Here is a 20,110-nt window from a genome sequence, read left to right on the forward strand (position 1 = left end):
AATGCCGATATCGCGGTGATACGCCGCTGCGCGCCAATGGCCGCCCACGATCACTGCGGAGTCTCCCCTTGCGCCTGTTCCTGCTGCCCCTGTTCGCCATCCCCTTGCCGGCGCTCGCCTCCGATGCCGCCGAGCACGTCCTGCCGATGTGGATGCAGGGCGGTCATCCGGCAGTGGCCGTCTCGCTGGACGGGCGTTCAGAGCCGCTGCGCTTCGTGGTCGACAGTGCCGCCGGGGCAACCCTGGTCGATGCACGCGTAGTGCGGCGCTACGGTTTGCAGGATGCGGAAGCGGCAGTGTCGCAGGCCCAAGGCGCGAGCGCGAAGGCGGCGCAGTTGCAGCGCATGCGCAGCACAGCGTGGCAGCTGGGCAGCTGGCAATTGAAGGCCAGCGGCATGCAGGTCGACCTGTCATCGCTGGCGAAGGGCGATGATCCGGCCATTGACGGCTTGATCGGCAACGACCTGACCGGGCGCTGGGACACCCGTTGGGACTTCGGCCGCAATCAACTGGCGCTGTGGACACCCGGCGGCTTGGACCTGGAAGGGCCGGGTTGCCAACCCAATGCGCTGCCCGGCCGCGATGACGGCCTGCGCCAGTTCGGCTTCATCTCGCTTGCCTTGGGTACGCCCGGCGTGGATGCCATCGCCGTGGTCGACACCGGTGCCGCGCAGACCGTCCTCAACGCCGAAGCAGCCCGCGCACTGGGCCTGCGCACCGACGGCAGCGATGCTCGGGTGCGTGCACGTGAAGAGGGCACCGAGGGGCTGGGTGGCGGTGCACAGGCAACCTGGCTGTACACCCTGCCCGGCATGACCGGCGGCAACTGGCAGCACCCGCCGATGGAGGTCCGGATCAGCGAACTGCCGGTGTTCAGGGCGATCGGCCTGGAGGCGCGACCGGCCTTGATCCTCGGTGCCGACGCGATGCGCGGTGGCCAGGTGGACATCGGTGCGGGTGCCGCGCGGATCTGCCTGCACCGACCCGGCTGACATCCGGCGCATGACGGCGGGAGCTGGCAGGCGTAGCATCGCGCCACGTCCCGCCAGGAGTTCCACGCATGCGCCGTGCTGTCCTGCTGTTGCTGACGCTGCTCCCGCCGGCCGTGCTGGCCGCGCCGCCGCTACCCTCGCCCGCGCGCATCGATGCCGAAGCACAGCGGCTGATGCAGGCGGCGCATGCGCGCGGGATGGCGCTGGCGGTGATCGATGGCGGCAAGGTGGTACACGTGGCCGCCTACGGCGAACGCAACGCCGCAGGCGAGCCGCTGCGCACCGATACCGTGATGTACGCCGCCTCGCTGACCAAGATGGCGTTCGGCCACCTGGTCGCACAGCTTGCCCAGGACGCGCGGATCGAGCTGGACGCCAGCATCGCCACGGCGCTGGACAAGCCGCTGCCGGACTACCCGCCGGAGCCGAAGAAGTACGCCGACTACAGCGTACTGGCCGATGATGCGCGCTGGCGCCAGCTCACTCCGCGCTTGCTGCTCAACCATTCCAGTGGCTTCGCCAACTTCGGGTTCCTGGAACCCGATGGCCGCCTGAAGTTCCACTTCGATCCGGGCAGTCGTTATGGGTATTCCGGCGAAGGGCTGATCCTGTTGCAGTTCGTGATCGAGCGTGGACGGCTTGGCCAGGACGTGGGTGCATTGATGCAGCGGCAGGTATTCGACCGCTTCGGCATGGTCCGCACCAGCATGATGTGGCGTGAGGATTTCGCCGCCAACCTGGCCGATGGCTGGACAGCGGAAGGCACGGTCGAGCCGCACGATGAACGCAGCCGCGTGCGTGCGGCCGGTTCGATGGATACCACCATCGCCGACATGGCGCGCTTCGCCGCCGGCTATGTCCGCGGCGATGGGCTGTCGCCTGCAATGCGCAGGGAACTGGTGCGGCCGCAGCTGCCGATCACCACCGCCAGCCAGTTCCCCACGCTGCAGCCGGAGCTGCCCGTGGCGCAGCAACGCAAGGATCTGGCCGCGGGCCTGGGCGTGGTGACGTTCCGCGGCCCGCAGGGCGCAGGCTTCTACAAGGGCGGCCACGACGATGCGGTCGGCAACACGCTGGTGTGCATCGAACGGTATAAACGCTGCGTGGTGATTCTGGGCAACGATGTACGGGCGGAAGCTGCGTTCCCGGCACTGGTGGCATTCGTACTGGGCGATACCGGCGTGCCGTGGCAGTGGGAGTATGGTGCGGCGAAGGCATTCGTCGAATGAGGGTGCGATGACGCCTGCATGGCGAACGCGGCTGGGAGAGGAGCATCCACGCCAAGCGTGGATGGCACTCTTCAACGCGCCTGCTCGAAGAACATCAGGTATACCAGCCGGCCATTCTCCGGTCGATCACCGAACGCTGGCCCGGCGGTGTGCCAGAACCAGGGCCGCAGCAGCACCAGCCGGTTGAAGCGCATCGGAATGCGCATGGTCATTTCCCACTGGCTGTCGTCGTTGCTGTCGCGCTCGATGATGTCGCGATGCATGTCGCCGCCGTTGGCGTAGCCCAATGCGGCCAGCTCCGCCGCGTCCAGGGCCATGCGCTCGGTGCCGGTACGGCGATGGCGGAAGAACTCGGTGCCGCCCTCGCAGTGCTCCGGTGCACTCAGGTAGAGAATGCCCGACCAGTGCGAGTGGTCGGCGTGTACCTTGGCGCGGCCGATGTCGCCGGCGAGGGTAAGGCGGAACTTGCCGTGCGACTGCAGCGGGTTGACCGGCCGCAGCGGTTCGTTGACCAGTCGCGAGACCGCACCGGACAGTCCCTCCAACTCCAGCCGCTGCTGTGAATTGCGGCCGGGGAATGCGCCCTCCTGGACGGGATAGTCCAGGCCCAGTGCCGCCTGGCGCAACCCCTGCGCATCGGCGGGAGAAAGGAAGTCGTCAACGACGATGAACGAGGTAGGCATGGTTACCGAGCGTAGCGATGCACTGCGGCGACGGCAACCGGGCAACGAAAAACCCCGCCTTGCGGCGGGGTTCTTCTTTACATCACATCGGGAAGGCGTGCCGACCGAGGCCGGCAACGAACGCCGGAGGCGTGGACTTAGAAGTCCATGCCGCCCATGCCGCCCATGCCGCCCATGCCACCAGCGCCGCCCATGGCCGGCTCGTCCTTCTTCGGAGCTTCGGCAACCATGGCTTCGGTGGTGATCATCAGGCCGGCGATCGAGGCCGCGTTCTGCAGGGCCGAACGGGTCACCTTGGTCGGGTCCAGGATGCCGAACTGCAGCATGTCGCCGAACTCGCCGGTGGCCGCGTTGTAGCCGAAGCTGCCGGTGCCTTCCTTGACCTTGTTGATGATGACCGACGGCTCGTCGCCAGCGTTGGCCACGATCTCGCGCAGCGGGGCTTCCATCGCACGCAGGGCGATCTGGATGCCGTGGTTCTGGTCTTCGTTGGCACCCTTCAGGCCGGCCAGCGCGGTGATCGCGCGGACCAGGGCAACGCCGCCGCCCGGGACCACGCCTTCTTCAACGGCTGCACGGGTGGCGTGCAGGGCGTCGTCGACGCGATCCTTCTTTTCCTTCATTTCGATTTCGGTCGAGGCGCCGACCTTGATCACCGCAACGCCGCCGGCCAGCTTGGCCACGCGTTCCTGCAGCTTCTCGCGATCGTAATCCGAGGAGGTGTCCTGGATCTGGGTCTTGATCTGCGCCACGCGTGCATCAACGTTGGCCTTGTCGCCGACGCCGTCGATGATGGTGGTGTTCTCCTTGGAGACCTGCACCTTCTTGGCGCGGCCCAGGTCCTTGATGGTGGCCTTTTCCAGCGACAGGCCGACTTCTTCGGAGATCACGGTGCCGCCGGTCAGCACGGCCATGTCTTCCAGCATCGCCTTGCGACGGTCGCCGAAGCCCGGGGCCTTGACGGCCACGACCTTGACGATGCCACGGATGGTGTTGACCACCAGGGTCGCCAGCGCTTCGCCTTCAACTTCCTCGGCCACGATCAGCAGCGGCTTGCCGGCCTTGGCGACGCCTTCCAGCACCGGCAGCAGGTCACGGACGTTGGAGATCTTCTTGTCGTGCAGCAGGATGAACGGGTCATCCAGGTCAGCGGTCTGCGACTGCTGGTTGTTGATGAAGTACGGCGACAGGTAGCCGCGGTCGAACTGCATGCCCTTGACCACGTCCAGCTCGTTGTCCAGGCCCGAGCCTTCTTCAACGGTGATGACGCCTTCCTTGCCGACTTCCTTCATCGCGTCAGCGATGATCTGGCCGATCGACTCATCCGAGTTGGCCGAGATGGTACCGACCTGGGCAATCGCCTTGTCGTCGGCGGTCGGCTTGGAGATGTTCTTCAGCTCGGCGACGGCAGCCGAAACGGCCTTGTCGATACCGCGCTTGAGGTCCATCGGATTCATGCCGGCGGCAACGGCCTTGGCGCCTTCGCGGATCAGGGCCTGGGCCAGCACGGTGGCGGTGGTGGTGCCGTCGCCGGCATCGTCGTTGGTGCGCGACGCGACTTCCTTCACCATCTGCGCGCCCATGTTCTCGAACTTGTCAGCCAGTTCGATTTCCTTGGCGACGGAGACGCCGTCCTTGGTGATGGTCGGGGCGCCGAAGCTCTTTTCCAGCACGACGTTGCGGCCCTTCGGGCCCAGGGTGGCCTTGACGGCATTGGCGAGAACATTGACGCCGCGCACCATGCGCGAACGGGCGTCTTCACCGAAACGAATATCCTTGGCAGCCATTGCATTTACCTCATTGGTAGCGCCGGACGAGGCCCGGCGGCTGGGAGTTTGGGATCAGGTTGAAACAGGTCGCGCCGAAGCTCAGCCGATGACGGCGAGCACGTCGTCTTCGCGCAGGACCTTGTATTCGACGCCTTCGCTCTTGTACGAGCTGCCGGCGTACTGGCCGTAGATGACCTTGTCGCCGACCTTCAGCGACGGCGCGCGCACGTTGCCGTTGTCCAGCGGCTTGCCGGGGCCGACGGCCACGACCTCACCCTTGGTGGACTTTTCCTTGGCCGAGTCGGGGATGACGATGCCACCGGCGGAGATTTCGTCGGCTTCGATCGGCTTGACCACAACGCGGTCGTGCAGCGGCTTGATGCTCATAGGAGACCTCTTAAGTGATTGATTGGTCTAAAAAAGTCCGGCGATGTTAGCACTCCCCCCAGGCGAGTGCCAGAACCGCACGTGAAGAAACCCGACAACGTCGGGAGCAGGGCAGAGATGGAGCCCCGCCGCCCCCTTTCAAGGGCGGAAGGAAAAAATTTTTTCGCCCGCGCACCTCGGCCAGGGCGTCGGTCCAGATCAATTTCGGTGACAAGCGTCGCACTGTCAGATATCTGACGTTCATTTACGACAAAGTGTCACTGGATCGGCCTTAGGCTCGGTCAGGCATTCCCAATCACAAGGAGTAGTCGATGCGATTGCTGTCCCCGCTTGCCGCCGCCTGCCTGCTGGCGCTGGCCGCTGCGCCGGTCCAGGCCGAGGTCTTCATCAATGAACTGCACTACGACGACAGCACCGCCGCCGGTGACGTCGGCGAAGCGATCGAGGTCGTAGCCACTGCCGGTGAGGACCTGTCCGGCTACCGCCTGTACCTCTACAACGGCAGCAACCCGTCGGCCGCCACCGTCTACGCCAACAATCCGGTCCCGGCCGGCACCGCCGCCGGCTGCGGCAGCGCCACCATCGCCGTGGTCAACTATCCGACCAACGGCCTCCAGAATGGTCCGAACGACGGCATCGCCCTGGTCGATGCCAGCGGCAAGGTGGTCCAGTTCCTCAGCTACGAGGGCGCCATCACCGCCTCCGGTGGCCCTGCCGCGGGCATGACCAGCCAGAACATCCCGGTGGCCGAAAGCAACAGCACCGCGCCGGGCACCTCGCTGCAGCTGACCGGCAGCGGCAGCCAGTACGCCCACTTCACCTGGGCCGAATCGGCCGGCCAGACGTTCGGCAGCTGCAACAACGGCCAGACCTTCAGCGGCGGCGGCACGCCAGGCCCCAACACGCCGCCGTCAGTCTCCACCACCACCCCGGCGCAGGGCAGCAGCACCTTCCCGGCTGCCGCCGACCTGGAAGTGGTGTTCAGCGAGACGGTGAACCTGGCCAGTGGCGCCTTCGCCCTGAGCTGCGGCACCTCCGGCACCGTGCCGCTGACCTTCCCGGCCAGCGGCCGCAGCGTGAAGCTGTCCACCAACACCGCGCTGGTGGCCGGTGAAGCCTGCCGCTTCGACATCCGCGCTGCGCGCATCACCGACCTGCAGGGCGCGCATCCGGCCGCCGACAGCCGCATCGCCTTCACCGTGGCCAGCACCGGCGGCAATCCGGACCCGGGCAACCCGGGCGTGCCGGCCGGCTACTACTCCAGGGTCAACACCAGCAGCCCCAGCCAGCTGCGCTGCTCGCTGCACGCCACCATCAAGGGCCATACCGCCTACCCGTACAGCGGCTCGGGCACCAGCACCTGGACCATCCTGGAAATCGCCGACGAGGATCCGAACAACCCGAACCGCATCCTCGATGCGTACCGCAACCGCAGCTACGCCAAGGTCAGTGATCGTGCGGGCACCGGCAGCGGCCTGACCTACAACCGCGAGCACACTTGGCCGAACTCGCTGGGCTTTGCCACCACCACCGGTGACAAGGGCCTGCCCTACGCGCCGTACACCGACACCCACATGCTGTACCTGACCGACGCGCAGTGGAACGCCGACCGTGGCAACAAGCCGTTCGCCAAGTGCGATGCCAGCTGCGGCGAGCGTGCCACCGAAGCCAACAATGGGCAGGGCGGCGGCAGCGGTGGCTACCCGGGCAATTCCAACTGGGTGCGCACGCCGGACGGCAACACCGGCACCTTCGAGGTGTGGGGCAAGCGCAAGGGCGACATGGCGCGTGCGGTGATGTACATGGCGATCCGCTATGAGGGCGGCAAGGATGCGGCCACCGGTCAGTCCGAGCCGGACCTGGAGCTGACCGACGACCGCAGCAAGATCGTCAAGACCAGCAGTTCGCCGGCCTACATGGGCCTGCTGTCGACGCTGATCGACTGGCACCTGTCCGATCCGCCGGATGATGCCGAGCGTGCCCGCAATGACGTGGTCTACAGCTTCCAGGGCAATCGCAACCCGTTCATCGACCACCCCGAGTGGGCGACCCCGGCCCTGTTCACCTCGGCCAAGCCAGCCACCTGCCAGCTGGCCAACTGACCGCGCAACGCAGCGGTCCACTGCCGCCGCCGGGCCCTGACCCGGCGGCGGCCCTATACTCGGCGGTCATGCCGATCGTCGATCCCGTCCTGCTGCTGTTGACCACCTGCCCGGACCGGGCCAGTGCAGAGCGCATTGCGCACGCGCTGGTCGGCGAGCGCCTGGCCGCGTGCGTGACCCGCCTTGATGGCGCGCAGTCCACCTACCGCTGGCAGGGCGAGGTGACCACCGATGCCGAGCTGCAGCTGCTGGTAAAGACCACCGCGAGCCGCATCGATGACGCAATCGCCCGGATCGTCGAACTGCATCCGTATGAACTCCCGGAGTGCATCGCGGTCGAAACCCGGGCCGGCCTGCCGGCGTATCTGGACTGGATCCGGGCACAGACCCGGGAGGACACTGATTGAAGACTCTGTTTGCGCGTGGCGCTGCCTTGTGCGCCCTGTTGTGGCTCTCGCTGCCCGCCTTGGCCCTGGATGAGAAGGACCTGCTGCCGGTGGACCAGGCGTTCGCGCTGACCGCCACGGCCCCCGAACGGGGCCAGGTGCAACTGCAGTTCAAGATCGCACCGGGCTACTACCTGTATCGCCACCGCACCAGCGTCAAGGCGGATCCGGCATTCAATGCCGGCACGCTGCAGATGCCCAAGGGTGACAGGCACCACGATGATTTCTTCGGCGAGGTCGAAACCTATCGGGAGCGCCTGCAGGCCACCCTGCCCGGCACGCCGACGGACGCCGCCGGCACCATCAGCCTGGAAGTCCGCTACCAGGGCTGCGCCGATGCCGGCGTCTGCTACCCGCCGCAGAAGCGCGTGGTGCAGGTCACCCTGCCGGGTGCCGGTGCGGCGGCCGCGGTGCCTGCCGCGCGTACCGGTGCCGCCAGTCCGTTCAACAACCCGCTGGCCGGTGCCGGCAACAGCGGTGGCCTGCGCCTGCCGGGCGCGGCCAACAACAGCCAGGCGCTGCCGCTGCCGTCGGAACAGGCGTTCGGCTTCGATGCCATCGCCAGCGACGGCAACACCCTGCTGCTGCGCTTCAGCCCGGCACCCGGCTACTACCTGTACCGCGACCGCACTTCGCTGAAGCTGGAAGGCAGCGCCGGCGTGCTCGCCGACAAGCCGCGCTGGCCGGCCGCGCAGTCGCATCGCGACGAGCACTTCGGCGATGTCTCGGTGTACTTCAACCAGGTGGAAGTGCCGCTGCCGCTGCGCCGCACTGTTACTGATGCGGTCGACAGCACCCTGGTGGTGACCTTCCAGGGCTGCCAGACCGATGGTATCTGCTACCCGCCGATGACCCGTCGGGTGAAGCTGTCGATTCCGGCCGGCAAGCTCACCGCCGGCACCGGCCAGGCGCCAGTGCGCGAGGAAGCCGTCAATGCGCTGCACGCTGCCGGTGCGCCGCGTGAATCCGCCAATGGCGTACCGCTGCGCCTGCTGCCGACCGTACCCAACGACGGCAACGCCACTCCCGCCGCCACGGGCGGCCAGGGCGCAGGCAACGCGTTCGCCACCGACGCGCGTGGTGACAATGCGCTTCGCACGCGTCCGCCGGCGACCACCCCGAACCCGGACCGTTCGTTCGTCTGGGTGCTGCTGCTGGCGCTGGCCGGTGGACTGGTGCTGAACCTGATGCCCTGCGTGCTGCCGATCCTGTCGCTGAAGGTGCTGAGCCTGGCGCAGAGCGGCGAAAGCCCGCAGCGCGCCCGCAGCCACGCGCTCTGGTACACGTTGGGCGTGCTGGTCGCGTTCGCCGTGATCGGCGCATTGATGGTCAGCCTGCGCGCGATCGGCAACGCCGTCGGCATCGGCTTCCAGTTGCAGCACCCGGGCGTGGTGGCGGCACTGGCCTACATCATGTTCGCGGTGGGCCTGAGCCTGTCCGGCGTGTTCACCCTCGGCGGCGGCATCGGCAACCTTGGCCAGTCGCTGGCCAGCCGCAGCGGCCCGGCCGGTGACTTCTTCACCGGTGCGCTGGCCTGCGTGGTCGGCAGTGCCTGCGTCGGCCCGTTCATGGGCGGTGCGATCGCCTACGCCTTCATTGCCCCGCCGCTGAAGGCGATGACCGTGTTCCTGTTCCTCGGCCTGGGCCTGGCGCTGCCGTTCCTGCTGATCGGCTTCGTGCCAGCGCTGGCACGCCGCCTGCCCAAGCCCGGCCCGTGGATGGAAACGCTCAAGCACGTGCTGGCCTTCCCGATGTACGCCACTGCGCTGTGGCTGCTGTGGGTGCTGGGCAAGCAGCGCGGCGTGGACGGCATGGCGCTGGTGCTGGGTGGCCTGCTGCTGTTTGCGTTCGGCCTGTGGCTGTTTGAACGCAACCGCTGGACCGGCTCGCGTGCGGGGACCCTGCTCGGCGTGCTGCTGGCGATCGGTGCACTGGTTCCGGCCTGGGGCGTGACCCAGCTGGCACCGCCGGCGAGGGCCGCACAGGCCGCCAGCGACAACGTGGTCGAGTATTCGCCGCAGCTGCTGGACCGCCTGCGCGCCGACAACCGCGTGGTGTTCGTCAACATGACCGCCGACTGGTGCGTGAGCTGCAAGGCCAACGAACGTGCGGTGCTGTCACGGCCGGAGTTCAAGGAACTGCTCAAGCGCACCAATGCGGTGTACATGCGCGGTGACTACACCAACGTCGACCCGCAGATCACCACGTTCCTGGAAGAGCACAAGGCGGTGGGCGTACCGCTGTACGTGGTGTACGGCCCCGGCGCGCCGCCGACCGTGCTGCCGACCCTGCTGACCCAGGCGGTGGTCGAGGAAGCGCTGCTGCGCACCGCACGATGAAGTGGCAACGGCCAGCGCTGCTGTGGACAGCGGTGCTGGCCGCCGGCCTCGGCCTGTGGGCCGGGCACCGCCTGGCCCCCGGCCCATCATCACCTGCCGCGCCAGCGACGGCTTCCAGGGCGACGGCCATGAAGCCCACGCTGCAGGTGGGCGATCAGTTGCCCGCGCTGACACTGCCGGACCTGGCGGGACAGCCATTGGTCCTGCGCGATCGCTTTGCCGGCCGGCCGCTGCTGATCAACGTCTGGGCCAGCTGGTGTGCGCCCTGCGTGAAAGAGATGCCCGAACTGGCGCGCTTCGCCGATGCCCAGGGCGACAACGGTGTGCAGGTGCTGGGTCTGGCGCTGGACACGACGGACGACGTGCGCGGTTTCCTGCAGCAGGTGCCAGTGGACTACCCGATCGTGATCGAGACACCGGGCCCGCGCGATGCCAGCGTGCAGCTCGGCAACGCGCAAGGCCTGCTGCCCTACAGCGTGTTGTTCGATGCGCAGGGGCGAATGGTAAAAGCGAAGCTGGGACCGTTCGCCCACGGCGAGATCGACAGCTGGGTGAAGTGAGGGTGTTTTTTGCAGGGCTTGCAGCCCTGCACCCGGCTCAATGCAACGCCAACAGCCAAAGCGGGCATTCCGCGGGTTGGCGGGGCGATGTCGGAGTGCGGGGACGCTGCAAGTACGTCCCTGTAAGCTTGGCAGCCGCTTGCTCGTGTGCGCTGTCCTGCGCACACGTCAAGACCGGGGTTGGGCGTCCTGCCCAACCCGCCCGAGGCATGCCTCGGGCCCATGCGGCTGACACCCCGCACTCCGACACCGCCCCACCTCTGACAGATCTTCGCGGCTGTTGGTAGGTGTCGACCTTGGTCGACACATCTGTCAGATATCGATATTCAGAACGGAATCAGACCCCGTGCCGACCAACGGTCGGCACCCACCAAAGCAGAACGCCGTTCCGACAGATCGCAGGAAACTGTCGAAGGCGGGGTGGCTCCGGTTGAGGGGGTGTCCGCGGCATGGATGCCGTGACCAAGGCTACAGGGACGTACTTGCGCCGTCCCCCGCAACCGCCCCCCCCCGCCTCCTCACAGGAAACCCGCTGTTGCTTCGGCTGTTGCTTCGGCTGTTGCTTCTGAGGTTGCCGGCCAGCGGCCGGCACTACCGCGGGTGCCGGGTGCCGCCCGGCCGGTACCTCCAGCTTGACCGCAGCCGGGGCGCCACGGAGAATTACGCGACTAATTCTCATTTGCTGTTGCGCAGGATGCGGGCGGCAGCCTCCCGGGCCCCTCTCCTTCGATGTTCAAGAACGTCCTGTTCCAACTGCACTGGCTGCTGGGCATCACCGCAGGTGCCGTCCTGGCCGTGATGGGCCTCAGCGGCGCCGTGCTGTCCTTCGAGGACGAGCTGCTGCGCGCCGCCAATCCCGGCTTTGCCGAGATCGCCGAGCACCATGCCGACGGACAGCATCCCCTTGCACTCAGTGAACTGGTGCCGCTGCTCCAGGCCGGCAGCGAACGCCCCCTGCAACGCCTGCGTATCGATGCCACCGGACAGCGGCCGTCGGTCGCGCGCTTTGCCGGCGGCAAGGACCACTGGGTGTACTTCGACCCGTACAGCGGTGAGCGCTTCAGCGCCCTGCGCGGCCAGGCGTTCTTTGACTTCGTCGAGGACCTGCATCGCCACCTTGCCGCGGGCGAACGCGGCAAGTGGATCACCGGCAGCTGTGCCATCGCCCTGCTGTTCTTCACCCTGTCCGGCCTCTACCTGCGCTGGCCACGACGCTGGTGGCACTGGCGCAGCTGGCTGGCAGTGGAGTGGAAACGCAGCGGGCGCGGCTTCCTGTGGAGCCTGCACTCGGTAGTCGGCACCTGGGTGCTGCTGATCTACCTGATGAGTGCGCTGACCGGCCTGTGGTGGTCGTTCGACGGGTATCGCAGTGCGGCCAGCACGCTGCTGGGCGTCCCACCGGCGGCCAAGCACCAGGTTGCCACCGATGCGTCGCTGGACCTGCACCGCATTGAAGCCACGCTGTACGCGCTGGCGGGCGTGCGCGCCGGCTTCATTGACCTGCGCCTGCCGGAGAAGCCCGGACAGGCACTGAATGTTCGGGTGATGGCCGGTGATCCGTCGCAGCGCGGCGGCCACCACGATCGTGCGCATGACCTGCTGCAGCTCGATCCGGCCAGCGGTGCGGTTCTCGATGCCCGCCCGTACGCACGCCAGGGCGCGGGCGGACAGCTGGCCACCAGCGTGTTCGCGCTGCATTCGGGCAGCTACTTCGGTGTACCCGGGCGCGTGGTGGTGATGCTCAGCAGCCTGGGCATGAGCCTGTTCTTCATCACCGGCTGGATGCTGTACCTGGACCGCCGCCGCAGCCAGCGTGCCGCGCGCGGGCTGCGCCAGGCGCTACCGATGCCGGCCAGCGACGCCGGCAACGCAGCGTGGCTGGTGGTGCATGCCAGCCAGAGCGGACTGGGCGAACAGCTGGCGTGGCGCGCGGCGGCCCAGCTGCAGGCGGCCGGCCATGCGGTGCAGGTGCTGCCGCTGGCGCGCATCGATGCCGCGCTCCTGCTGCGTGCATCGAGCGCGCTGTTCGTGCTGAGCACCTTCGGCGACGGCGAGCCGCCCGATGCCGCCCGGCGCGCAGCGCGGCAGTTGCTTGCACAAGCGCTGGACCTTTCGGGCCTGCAGTTCGGCCTGCTCGCGCTGGGTGACCACCAGTACCCGCACTACTGCGGCTTCGGCCGCCGGGTCGATGGCTGGTTGATCGGAAACGGCGCGCGTGCACTGTTCGAGCGCGTCGACGTCGATGCCGCCTCGGTCCCGGCGCTGCGCCGGTGGCAGCAGGAGCTGGGTGCGCTCACCGGCATCGTCACCGATGACAGCGTGCTGCCTGCGGCTACGCAGATGCATGAGTGGCGCCTGCTCGGCCGCGACCGCCTCAACCCTGGCAGCGTCGGCGGAGCCATCTGGCGTATCCGTCTTGCCGCACCGGCCGACGTGCAGTGGCAGGCGGGTGACATCCTGCACATCGCGCCCCGCCACAATGCCCAGCACGCCGGTGCCGTGTTGAAGGCGCATGGGCTGGATCCGCTGCAGCCCCTGCTGGTCGATGGCCATCCGCGCACGCTGCTGGCGCTGGCCAGTGAACGCGAGCTGCCCGAGGCCGATGCTGCGCTGGCGGTGCAGGATGCCTGCCTGTGGCTGGCCGGGCTGCCGCTGCTGCCCAGCCGCGAGTATTCGATCGCCTCCTGCACGGATGATGGCGTGGTGGAGCTGGTGGTGCGGCTGGTGCATGACGCCTCCGGTCGAGCCGGGCTGGGCTCGGGCTGGCTGTCGTTGCATGCGCCGATCGGTGCCGGCATCGTCGCCCGCGTGCATCGCAACCCCGGTTTCCATCGTGTCATTGGCGCGCCGATGGTGCTGATCGGCAACGGCACCGGCATCGCCGGCCTGCGCAGCCTGTTGCGCGAAGCCGCCCGTGCAGGCGAACACGGGCACTGGCTGTTGTTCGGCGAGCGCCAGCGTGCACTCGATTTCCTGTTCGCCGACGAGATCGAAGCGTGGCAGGCCGATGGCCATCTCGCGCGGGTGGACCTGGCGTTCTCGCGCGATGGCGAAGGCGGTTATGTGCAGGACCGCCTGCAGGCGGCCACCGGAACGCTGCGCGACTGGGTGCAGCGCGGTGCGGTGATCCATGTCTGTGGGTCGTTGCAGGGCATGGCCGAGGGCGTGGACCAGGTGCTGCGAACGGCGCTGGGCGATGAAGCGGTGGAAATGCTGCTGGAAAACGGGCGCTACCGCCGCGACGTGTATTGATTCCTGCCGCCGAACGCTGGTGTGAACCGAGCATGGGCTCGGCTCTACAGTGTTCCTGCAGCCGATGTAGCGCCGAGCCTACGCTCGGCTGACCAGGCCGCCGCGGCGCGCGCCTGCGGCATCGACTGCAACCGGAACGCGCCCACCGCGTCGGCCAGGGCACGCACCTGGACCTGCATCTGCGCCGTGGAGGCACCGGCCTCTTCCACCAGGCTGGCGTTGCGTTGGGTACTGGCTTCCATCTGCACGATGGTCTGGTTCACCTGTGCGATGCCGGCATGCTGGTCCTGCGACGCACTGCGGATACCCGCCAGCAGCTCGGCCAGCTGCTGCACGCTGCCGACGATCTCGCCCATCGTGGTGCCGGCCTGTTCGGCCTGCTGGTTGCCCTGTCCCACACGCGCCACCGAATCCTCGATCAGGCCCTTGATCTGCTTGGCCGCCTCTGCGCTGCGTTGTGCAAGCAGGCGCACTTCCGCGGCCACCACGGCGAAACTGCGGCCCTGCTCACCGGCACGCGCCGCTTCCACCGCAGCATTCAGCGCCAGGATGTTGGTCTGGAAGGCGATGCCGTCGATCAGCTGGGTGATGTCGCCGATGCGACGTGATGCCTCGCTGATGCCCTGCATGGTCGCCACCACCTGACCGACAGCCTCGCCGCCGCGCTGCGCCACCGCAGCCGCACCCTTGACCAGCGCGTCGGCACGGCCTGCGGCATCAGCATTGCGACCGACCGTATCGGTCAGTTCGTGCATGGAAGCGGCGGTCTCTTCCAGGTTCGCGGCCTGCTGCTCGGTGCGCTGTGACAGATCTTGATGACCGGCAACGATCTCGCCAACGCCGGTATCGATACTGGAGGTGGCGTGCTGGATGCGGGTGACGATGCGGCCCAGCTGAGCGACCGTCGCGTTGGCATCATCGCGCATGCGCGCGAACACGCCCTGCAGCTCACCCTCCATGCGCACACTGAGGTCACCACGGGCCAGCGCGGCCAGCAATGCCTGCAGGTCGCCGAGGTTGGTTTCAAACGTCGCCAGCAGGCGGTTGATGCTGGTCGACAACGTGCGCACGAAGCCCTGCTTGCCCTCCAGCGCGATGCGACCGTGCAGGTCGCCGTGTGCTGCAGCATCGACCAGCGCAGCGACCTCGGTTTCCAGCAGGGTCTCCAGCGCACGACTGCGCCATTCCACCGCTACGCCGAGGAATTGCCCTTCATCGATGACGGGGTTGGCAATCAGCTGGTAACGCGTGCCAGCATGGCCGATCTCGCGCTCTTCGCGCTGGCGCACGCCGGCCAGGCTGGCCAACGCCGGATGCAGGCGTACCGCGTCGCTGCCCACCAGCGCTTCGTTCCGCAGGTCAAGCAGCTGCAGCAGTGCCGGGTTGGCGTAGGCGACCTGCCCTTCCGCATCGATCACCATCAAACCGGTCTGCGCACTGTCCAATGCCTGGCGCACCCGGGTGTTGCCGCGCGCCACGGCACGCTCGGTCTCGATACGCGCGCGCAGGCGCTGCTGCATGTCGACCAGGCGCTGCGCCAGCTGGCCGATCTCGTCGTTGGCGTTGTAGACGCGCAGGGTGGTGTCCAGGCGGTCGTCGGCGATGTCGCTGGCGAAGTGCAGGGTGTCCTGGATCGGCTGGCGCACTGCACGCAGCACCAGCACGAGGCTGGTGATCAGCACACCGGCGACCAGCAGCACGGTCAATGCAAACAGCACGCTCATCGTGCGCGCACCAGCCTGCTGGCGGGTCTGGGCACGGGCCAGTGCCGCGGCTTGTGCCTGCTGGAATGCGGCCAGCGCAGGCGCTACGCCCGCAGCGGTATCCAGCAGCGACTGCGCTTCCACATCCAGGCCGACACGGGCAGCGGTATACCCCAGCAATGCGGTCTGATACGCCTCCATTCCGGTGCGCAGGGTGTCCTGCGCATCCGCGGGCAGGCCCGCCAGCGCGAGATCGAACGGCAGCTTTTCTTCGCTGGCGCGGTCGGCGTGGGTGGAATCACCGTCGAGCAGCAGCAGTGCCTCCTGCCGCCGCATCTTCTGCAGGGACAACGCCAGCGCATCCCGCTGCTGCGCATCCACCTGCCCCTGCAGCGTGTCTGCAGCCTGTTGCAGCTGCGCGGCGAGGCCGGCCTCACCACGGCCCATCTCGTCGACCCGTTCGAACAGGGCGGCAACACCCTGCGAGAACGCGCCTGCAGCTTCGGTCAGCGCCTGCAGGGCCTTGCGCCGGCCTGCATCCATCGGCATCGTGCGCAGCGCCCGCAGATCGTCCTGCAGCGCCTTTTGCGTGGCAAGCAGCTGCGCGCGGTCGGCATCATCGAAACTGCGTGCATACTGGATCTGCAGGCGGCGCGCTTCGGCCACCCGCGTGGCCAGGCGCGCGGCGAGGTCACTGCCGCGCTGGTAGCTGGCCTGGCTGCGCGCAGCCTGCGTGCTGGCATGCCCGGTCCAGGCGTAGACGGCTGCGATTGCGACCAGTCCCAGGCCACAGACCCACAAGGTCGCCTTGAGCTTGTTGGCTACGCTCAGCCGATGCGGTTGCAGCCACAGCAGCAGGCCGGAGGACGCCGGGCGCAGCGCCGCAAGCCGCGTGCGCAGGGACCGGAGGTGGGGGACAACGGCCGACATGACAGGCTCCAGGTAGAGGGACGCACCTGTATCGGCCGTATGCGAAGAAACTTTAGGTCCAATCTTCTTCCTCGCGGATCCGATCTCGCTTCTTGTACCGGCAACAAGCGACGATGCGATGACAGAGAACATCTCCATTTCTCATCTCCTGAGAATCCCGACTGATAGAACTACGTTTCACACAATTACCTCGGAGCAACTGCAGCCATGCTCATCAGCACGGTACTGAGTCAGATTCAGACGCTTGGCATCCCTGTCGGGATCGGTACTGTCATAGTGGTCCTCGCAACCATCGTGCGCTGGTTCTTCGGACCTCCTATGGACAGCTTCCACCGCTGGAGAGAGTCAAAGCATCGGGATCGCGAGTACTTGCTGAAGATCGCGGATCATTCAGAGGATGATCTGGAAGCAAGCTGGGTAAAGGAGTCCACATTGCAGGAGGCATTTCGAGGGCGCTATGGCCTCCTGGTCGGGCGCGAGGAGCGCCGGGCCTACTTCAGCCTCATGCGCTGCTACTCGCCAAGCATCAAATGGCGCCATATCAGGGGCATAAGTACACTGGCACGGCGCAGCATGGATGGCACCAGCATTGAATTTCACATGCCCAAGCGAGAGCGCCGCTGGCGATACGCTGCCGGTGCTACTGGCATGATCTTCTATCTGTTCGGCAGCATGCTTTGGGTTGAAGGCCTGCTTTACGCCATGCATGGCTCTTGGGCGGGAATCGTTCTGGGGGTTCCGGTCGCAGTACTTGGCGCTTTCACAACGCGCGTATCCCTGTTCCCTCTGCAGAGCTACGATGCAATTGGGAAAGTTATCCAGCCTAACGAGCGTAATGAGTTTCTTTTGATCCCAATCCCCGAGGCAAAAAACCAGAGCCCCTCCTCTCTCAAGCCGGCATCAATTGACGCTATGCCGCGCCGCCGCGCTTGACCTCAACCCCGGTTGGGGGAGCACAGTGGACGTTCCTCCCCGCCCGGTGCCGCCATGGCGACGCTCGATGTCCCCCGCTACCTGCAGCGCCTGCAGCTGGATGCACCGCCACCGCGGACGCTGGCCGGCCTGACCTTGATGCAGCAGCGCCACAACGCACTGCTGCCCTTCGAGACCCTCAGCTGCCTGCTGCGCGATGCGGTACCGATCGACCTGGACAGCGTGCAGCGCAAGCTGCTGGACGAGCGCCGTGGCGGGTACTGCTTCGAACTCAATGGGGGCCTGCTGTCGCTGCTGCAGGCGCTGGGCTTCGATGCGCAGCCATTGAGCGCGCGCGTGCTGCTGGCTGCCCAGGACGGCGAACTGACCGCACGGACCCACCTGCTGCTGGGCGTGCAGGTGGACGGCGAAGACTGGCTGGTGGACGCCGGATTCGGCAGCCTGACCCCGACCGTGCCGCTGCGGCTGCATGATCTGCAGCCGCAGGCCACGCCTCACGAGCGGTACCTGCTGCAGCGCCTGCCCGGCGAGGGGGATTTCGTGCTGTACGCCGAATCCGATGACGGCTGGCGGGCGATGTACCGTTTCGACCTGCACGTGCCCGCACCGATCGACAACGTGGTGGGCAACTGGTACGTGTGCACCCATCCCGACTCCAGCTTCCCTGGCCAACTGCGCGCGTCGCTGACCGGGCCAGATTGGCGACGCACCATCGGCAGCGGCAACTACACCGAGTACCGCCCCGGCCAGGCACCGGACAAGCGTCCGCTGCACGATGTTGCCGACGTGCGCGAGGTACTGCAGCAACGCTTCGGCATGCAGTTACCCGAAGACCCGCGGCTCGATCCGGCGATCAACGACTGGCTGCAGCGCTCACGCGCCGCAACCTTGTAGAGCCGAGCCCATGCTCGGCTGCTGTTGACCCAGCCGCCCAAGCTCAGCCGAGCATGGGCTCGGCTCTACGGAACCGTGCGCGCCTGCAACGCAATCCGGTTGCCTTCACTTTCGCAGATCTCGGCCACGCTCCAGGCTCACCTCCAAGTCCATGCCCACACCTGCGGCCTCGTCGGCAAACGGAAGGTAGGCCATCCTGCAGTCGTGCAGCATGACACTCCTTGCAGGGCAGCGCTGGCATGCTGGGTGCCCCTTTCCTCGCGGAGTCCTGCATGTCCCTGGCCGATCACCAAAGTGCGCTGGCACCGCAGGGCTTCCTGCGCGTGGCGATCAACCTGGGCAACCCGGTGCTGGCGCAGGGCGATGCGCACTCGCCGCGCGGACCGTCGGTGGAGCTGGCCGCGATATTGGCGCAGCGCCTGGGTGTGCAGGCACGCTTCACCTGTCACGATGCCGCAGCCTCGGTGGTCGCTGCGGCAGGCGAAGACGGCTGGGATCTGGCCTTCCTGGCCATCGATCCGGCACGTGCCGACCGCATCGCCTTCAGTGCTCCGTACGTGGAGATCGAAGGCACCTATCTGGTGCGCGAGGACAGTCCCGCGCAGCAGGTGACCGACCTCGACCGCGAGGGGCTGCGCATCGCGGTGGGCCGCGGTGCAGCCTACGATCTGTTTCTCAGCCGCGAACTGCGCCACGCCACGATCGAACGGGCCGAGACGTCGGCGGCTGCGATCACCCTGTTCGATCTGCAGCGCCTGGATGCCGCCGCCGGCGTGCGCCAGCCGCTGCAAGCATGGGCGCGGGCGCATCCCGGCCACCGCGTGCTGGCTGACCGTTTCACCGCGATCCAGCAGGCGGTGGCGGCGCCGGCATCCCGCCCCGCCGACGCGCTGCAGGCGCTGTTCGAAGAAGTGGACGCGATCAAGGCCGGCTCGCTGCTGGAGGAGGCATTCGCGCGCGCCGGGCAGGCGGTCACGCTGGTGCGATGAGTGTAGCGTCCGCCATGTGCCGCACGTGTTCGGCAGCCTGCGCGTGCAGCCAGTCGCGGAAGGCAAGAAAGCCGCGGTGGCGGGCCGAACGCTGCGGGTAGACCAGCCAATGCGGCCAGGCGGTTTTCAGGCGCAGGTTGGACAGCGCAACCAGTTGGCCGGAATCCAGCAACAAGCGCGCCCGCGTCACCCGCCCCAGCGCCACGCCCACCCCGTCCAGCGCCGCACGGTGGTGTGCCTCCGAATCATCCAGCACCGCTACGAAGCGCGACGGCGGGGTCTGCCCGCTCAACGCGAACCAGGCCCCCCACGCGCCATCGGGGTCCCCCAGCAGTGGCCACTGGTTCAGTGGCACCCGGTCGATCCCTCCCATGCGTTCGATCAGCGCCGGGCTCGCCATTGGCAGCAGCCACTCGTCGAACAGCGGCTCAACCACCAGGCCCGGCCACTGCCCGCTGCCCAGCCGCAGCGCGGCGTCGAACTGGCGCTGCCGCTCGAAATCAATCAGGCGCTCACTCGACTGCAGGTTGATCTCGATCTGTGGGTGCTCAGCCACGAAATGCCCCAGGCGCGGCACCAGCCACGCCGACGCCATCGACGGCACCGCACTGATCGTCAGCACGTGCTCGGCGCGGGCCGCATAGGGCTGGAAGGCTTCGTTGATCGCATCCAGATGCGGGCCGACCTGGTCGAGCAGGCGCTGCCCCTCCAGGGTGAGGGCGACGCCACGCGGTTGGCGGACCAGCAGTGGCTGCCCGAGCCGCTCTTCCAGCTGGCGCATCTGATGGCTGAGCGCACTGACGGTCAGGTTCATCGATGCCGCTGCCCGTGACAGGTTGCCCAGCCGCGCGGCGGCCACGAAACCCTCCAGGGCATGAAGGGGCGGACGGGACATCAGGCTT

Annotated in this window: 15 protein-coding genes; 10 read left to right on the plus strand and 5 right to left on the minus strand. The window is 67.4% G+C overall.

The annotated features are described in order from the left end of the window. Positions 1-68 precede the first annotated feature (68 nt). The gene (locus tag WDC87_RS09180; protein ID WP_088496616.1) at positions 69-992 is read left to right on the plus strand and encodes an aspartyl protease family protein; all 924 of its coding nucleotides are present in this window, start codon (positions 69-71) and stop codon (positions 990-992) included. 68 nt (positions 993-1,060) lie between these two features. Continuing rightward, a complete protein-coding gene (locus tag WDC87_RS09185; protein ID WP_088496617.1) occupies positions 1,061-2,221 on the plus strand; it encodes a serine hydrolase domain-containing protein in 1,161 nt (386 codons plus the stop codon). A gap of 71 nt (positions 2,222-2,292) precedes the next feature. Here the strand turns inward: WDC87_RS09185 and WDC87_RS09190 are convergent, their stop codons facing one another. The 3 genes from WDC87_RS09190 to WDC87_RS09200 all read right to left on the minus strand — a co-directional run bounded on the left by WDC87_RS09190 (position 2,293) and on the right by WDC87_RS09200 (position 5,060). Then, on the minus strand, positions 2,293-2,904 hold the full coding sequence (locus WDC87_RS09190; protein WP_061478148.1) for a DUF6445 family protein: 612 nt from the start codon (positions 2,902-2,904) through the stop codon (positions 2,293-2,295). A gap of 137 nt (positions 2,905-3,041) precedes the next feature. Beyond that, positions 3,042-4,691: a chaperonin GroEL gene (gene groL, locus WDC87_RS09195; protein WP_005411226.1), complete on the minus strand. Its 1,650-nt coding sequence runs from the start codon at positions 4,689-4,691 to the stop codon at positions 3,042-3,044. 81 nt (positions 4,692-4,772) lie between these two features. Continuing rightward, the gene (locus tag WDC87_RS09200; protein ID WP_005411227.1) at positions 4,773-5,060 is read right to left on the minus strand and encodes a co-chaperone GroES; all 288 of its coding nucleotides are present in this window, start codon (positions 5,058-5,060) and stop codon (positions 4,773-4,775) included. Between the two features lie 311 nt (positions 5,061-5,371). Here WDC87_RS09200 and WDC87_RS09205 point away from each other — a divergent pair, with 311 nt between their 5' ends. From WDC87_RS09205 to WDC87_RS09225, 5 genes are all read left to right on the plus strand, one after another. Beyond that, on the plus strand, positions 5,372-7,162 hold the full coding sequence (locus tag WDC87_RS09205; protein WP_065196843.1) for an endonuclease: 1,791 nt from the start codon (positions 5,372-5,374) through the stop codon (positions 7,160-7,162). A 68-nt stretch (positions 7,163-7,230) separates the two neighbouring features. Beyond that, positions 7,231-7,569, plus strand: coding sequence for a divalent-cation tolerance protein CutA (gene cutA, locus WDC87_RS09210; protein WP_065196842.1), 339 nt, complete (start codon positions 7,231-7,233; stop codon positions 7,567-7,569). Continuing rightward, complete coding sequence (locus WDC87_RS09215; RefSeq protein ID WP_072167278.1) at positions 7,566-9,947, plus strand: protein-disulfide reductase DsbD; 2,382 nt, start codon at positions 7,566-7,568, stop codon at positions 9,945-9,947. Before cutA ends, WDC87_RS09215 begins: the two co-directional genes overlap by 4 nt. Continuing rightward, complete coding sequence (locus WDC87_RS09220; RefSeq protein ID WP_088496618.1) at positions 9,944-10,507, plus strand: TlpA disulfide reductase family protein; 564 nt, start codon at positions 9,944-9,946, stop codon at positions 10,505-10,507. Before WDC87_RS09215 ends, WDC87_RS09220 begins: the two co-directional genes overlap by 4 nt. 729 nt (positions 10,508-11,236) lie before the next feature. Further along, entirely contained in the window at positions 11,237-13,759 is a 2,523-nt protein-coding gene (locus tag WDC87_RS09225; RefSeq protein WP_088497421.1) for a sulfite reductase flavoprotein subunit alpha, read from the plus strand. Positions 13,760-13,803: 44 nt separating this feature from the next. Here WDC87_RS09225 and WDC87_RS09230 read toward each other — a convergent pair whose 3' ends face one another. Then, positions 13,804-16,392 (minus strand): methyl-accepting chemotaxis protein, encoded by a 2,589-nt coding sequence (locus WDC87_RS09230; RefSeq protein ID WP_088497422.1) that lies wholly within the window; start codon positions 16,390-16,392, stop codon positions 13,804-13,806. Between the two features lie 207 nt (positions 16,393-16,599). Between WDC87_RS09230 and WDC87_RS09235 the strand changes: the two genes are divergently transcribed. From WDC87_RS09235 to WDC87_RS09245, 3 genes are all read left to right on the plus strand, one after another. After that, complete coding sequence (locus tag WDC87_RS09235) at positions 16,600-17,325, plus strand: hypothetical protein (protein WP_088497423.1); 726 nt, start codon at positions 16,600-16,602, stop codon at positions 17,323-17,325. A 54-nt stretch (positions 17,326-17,379) separates the two neighbouring features. Continuing rightward, complete coding sequence (locus WDC87_RS09240; protein ID WP_088497424.1) at positions 17,380-18,219, plus strand: arylamine N-acetyltransferase; 840 nt, start codon at positions 17,380-17,382, stop codon at positions 18,217-18,219. 272 nt (positions 18,220-18,491) lie between these two features. Continuing rightward, the gene (locus WDC87_RS09245; RefSeq protein ID WP_252745268.1) at positions 18,492-19,208 is read left to right on the plus strand and encodes an ABC transporter substrate-binding protein; all 717 of its coding nucleotides are present in this window, start codon (positions 18,492-18,494) and stop codon (positions 19,206-19,208) included. Here the strand turns inward: WDC87_RS09245 and WDC87_RS09250 are convergent. Next, on the minus strand, positions 19,192-20,103 hold the full coding sequence (locus WDC87_RS09250; RefSeq protein ID WP_301655235.1) for a LysR substrate-binding domain-containing protein: 912 nt from the start codon (positions 20,101-20,103) through the stop codon (positions 19,192-19,194). The two genes, WDC87_RS09245 and WDC87_RS09250, sit on opposite strands and share 17 nt — an antisense overlap. Positions 20,104-20,110: the final 7 nt, after the last annotated feature.

It is taken from the genome of Stenotrophomonas maltophilia group sp. Smal12 (genome assembly GCF_037079935.1).
GTDB classification, from domain to species: Bacteria; Pseudomonadota; Gammaproteobacteria; order Xanthomonadales; family Xanthomonadaceae; genus Stenotrophomonas; species Stenotrophomonas sepilia.

Coding starts and splice junctions, on each gene's coding strand:
- WDC87_RS09185 (WP_088496617.1), top strand. CDS start 1,061: ATGCGCCGTGCTGTCCTGCTGTTGCTGACGCTGCTCCCGCCGGCCGTG.
- WDC87_RS09190 (WP_061478148.1), bottom strand. CDS start 2,904: ATGCCTACCTCGTTCATCGTCGTTGACGACTTCCTTTCTCCCGCCGAT.
- groL (WP_005411226.1), bottom strand. CDS start 4,691: ATGGCTGCCAAGGATATTCGTTTCGGTGAAGACGCCCGTTCGCGCATG.
- WDC87_RS09200 (WP_005411227.1), bottom strand. CDS start 5,060: ATGAGCATCAAGCCGCTGCACGACCGCGTTGTGGTCAAGCCGATCGAA.
- WDC87_RS09205 (WP_065196843.1), top strand. CDS start 5,372: ATGCGATTGCTGTCCCCGCTTGCCGCCGCCTGCCTGCTGGCGCTGGCC.
- cutA (WP_065196842.1), top strand. CDS start 7,231: ATGCCGATCGTCGATCCCGTCCTGCTGCTGTTGACCACCTGCCCGGAC.
- WDC87_RS09220 (WP_088496618.1), top strand. CDS start 9,944: ATGAAGTGGCAACGGCCAGCGCTGCTGTGGACAGCGGTGCTGGCCGCC.
- WDC87_RS09225 (WP_088497421.1), top strand. CDS start 11,237: ATGTTCAAGAACGTCCTGTTCCAACTGCACTGGCTGCTGGGCATCACC.
- WDC87_RS09230 (WP_088497422.1), bottom strand. CDS start 16,392: ATGTCGGCCGTTGTCCCCCACCTCCGGTCCCTGCGCACGCGGCTTGCG.
- WDC87_RS09235 (WP_088497423.1), top strand. CDS start 16,600: ATGCTCATCAGCACGGTACTGAGTCAGATTCAGACGCTTGGCATCCCT.
- WDC87_RS09240 (WP_088497424.1), top strand. CDS start 17,380: ATGGCGACGCTCGATGTCCCCCGCTACCTGCAGCGCCTGCAGCTGGAT.
- WDC87_RS09245 (WP_252745268.1), top strand. CDS start 18,492: ATGTCCCTGGCCGATCACCAAAGTGCGCTGGCACCGCAGGGCTTCCTG.
- WDC87_RS09250 (WP_301655235.1), bottom strand. CDS start 20,103: ATGTCCCGTCCGCCCCTTCATGCCCTGGAGGGTTTCGTGGCCGCCGCG.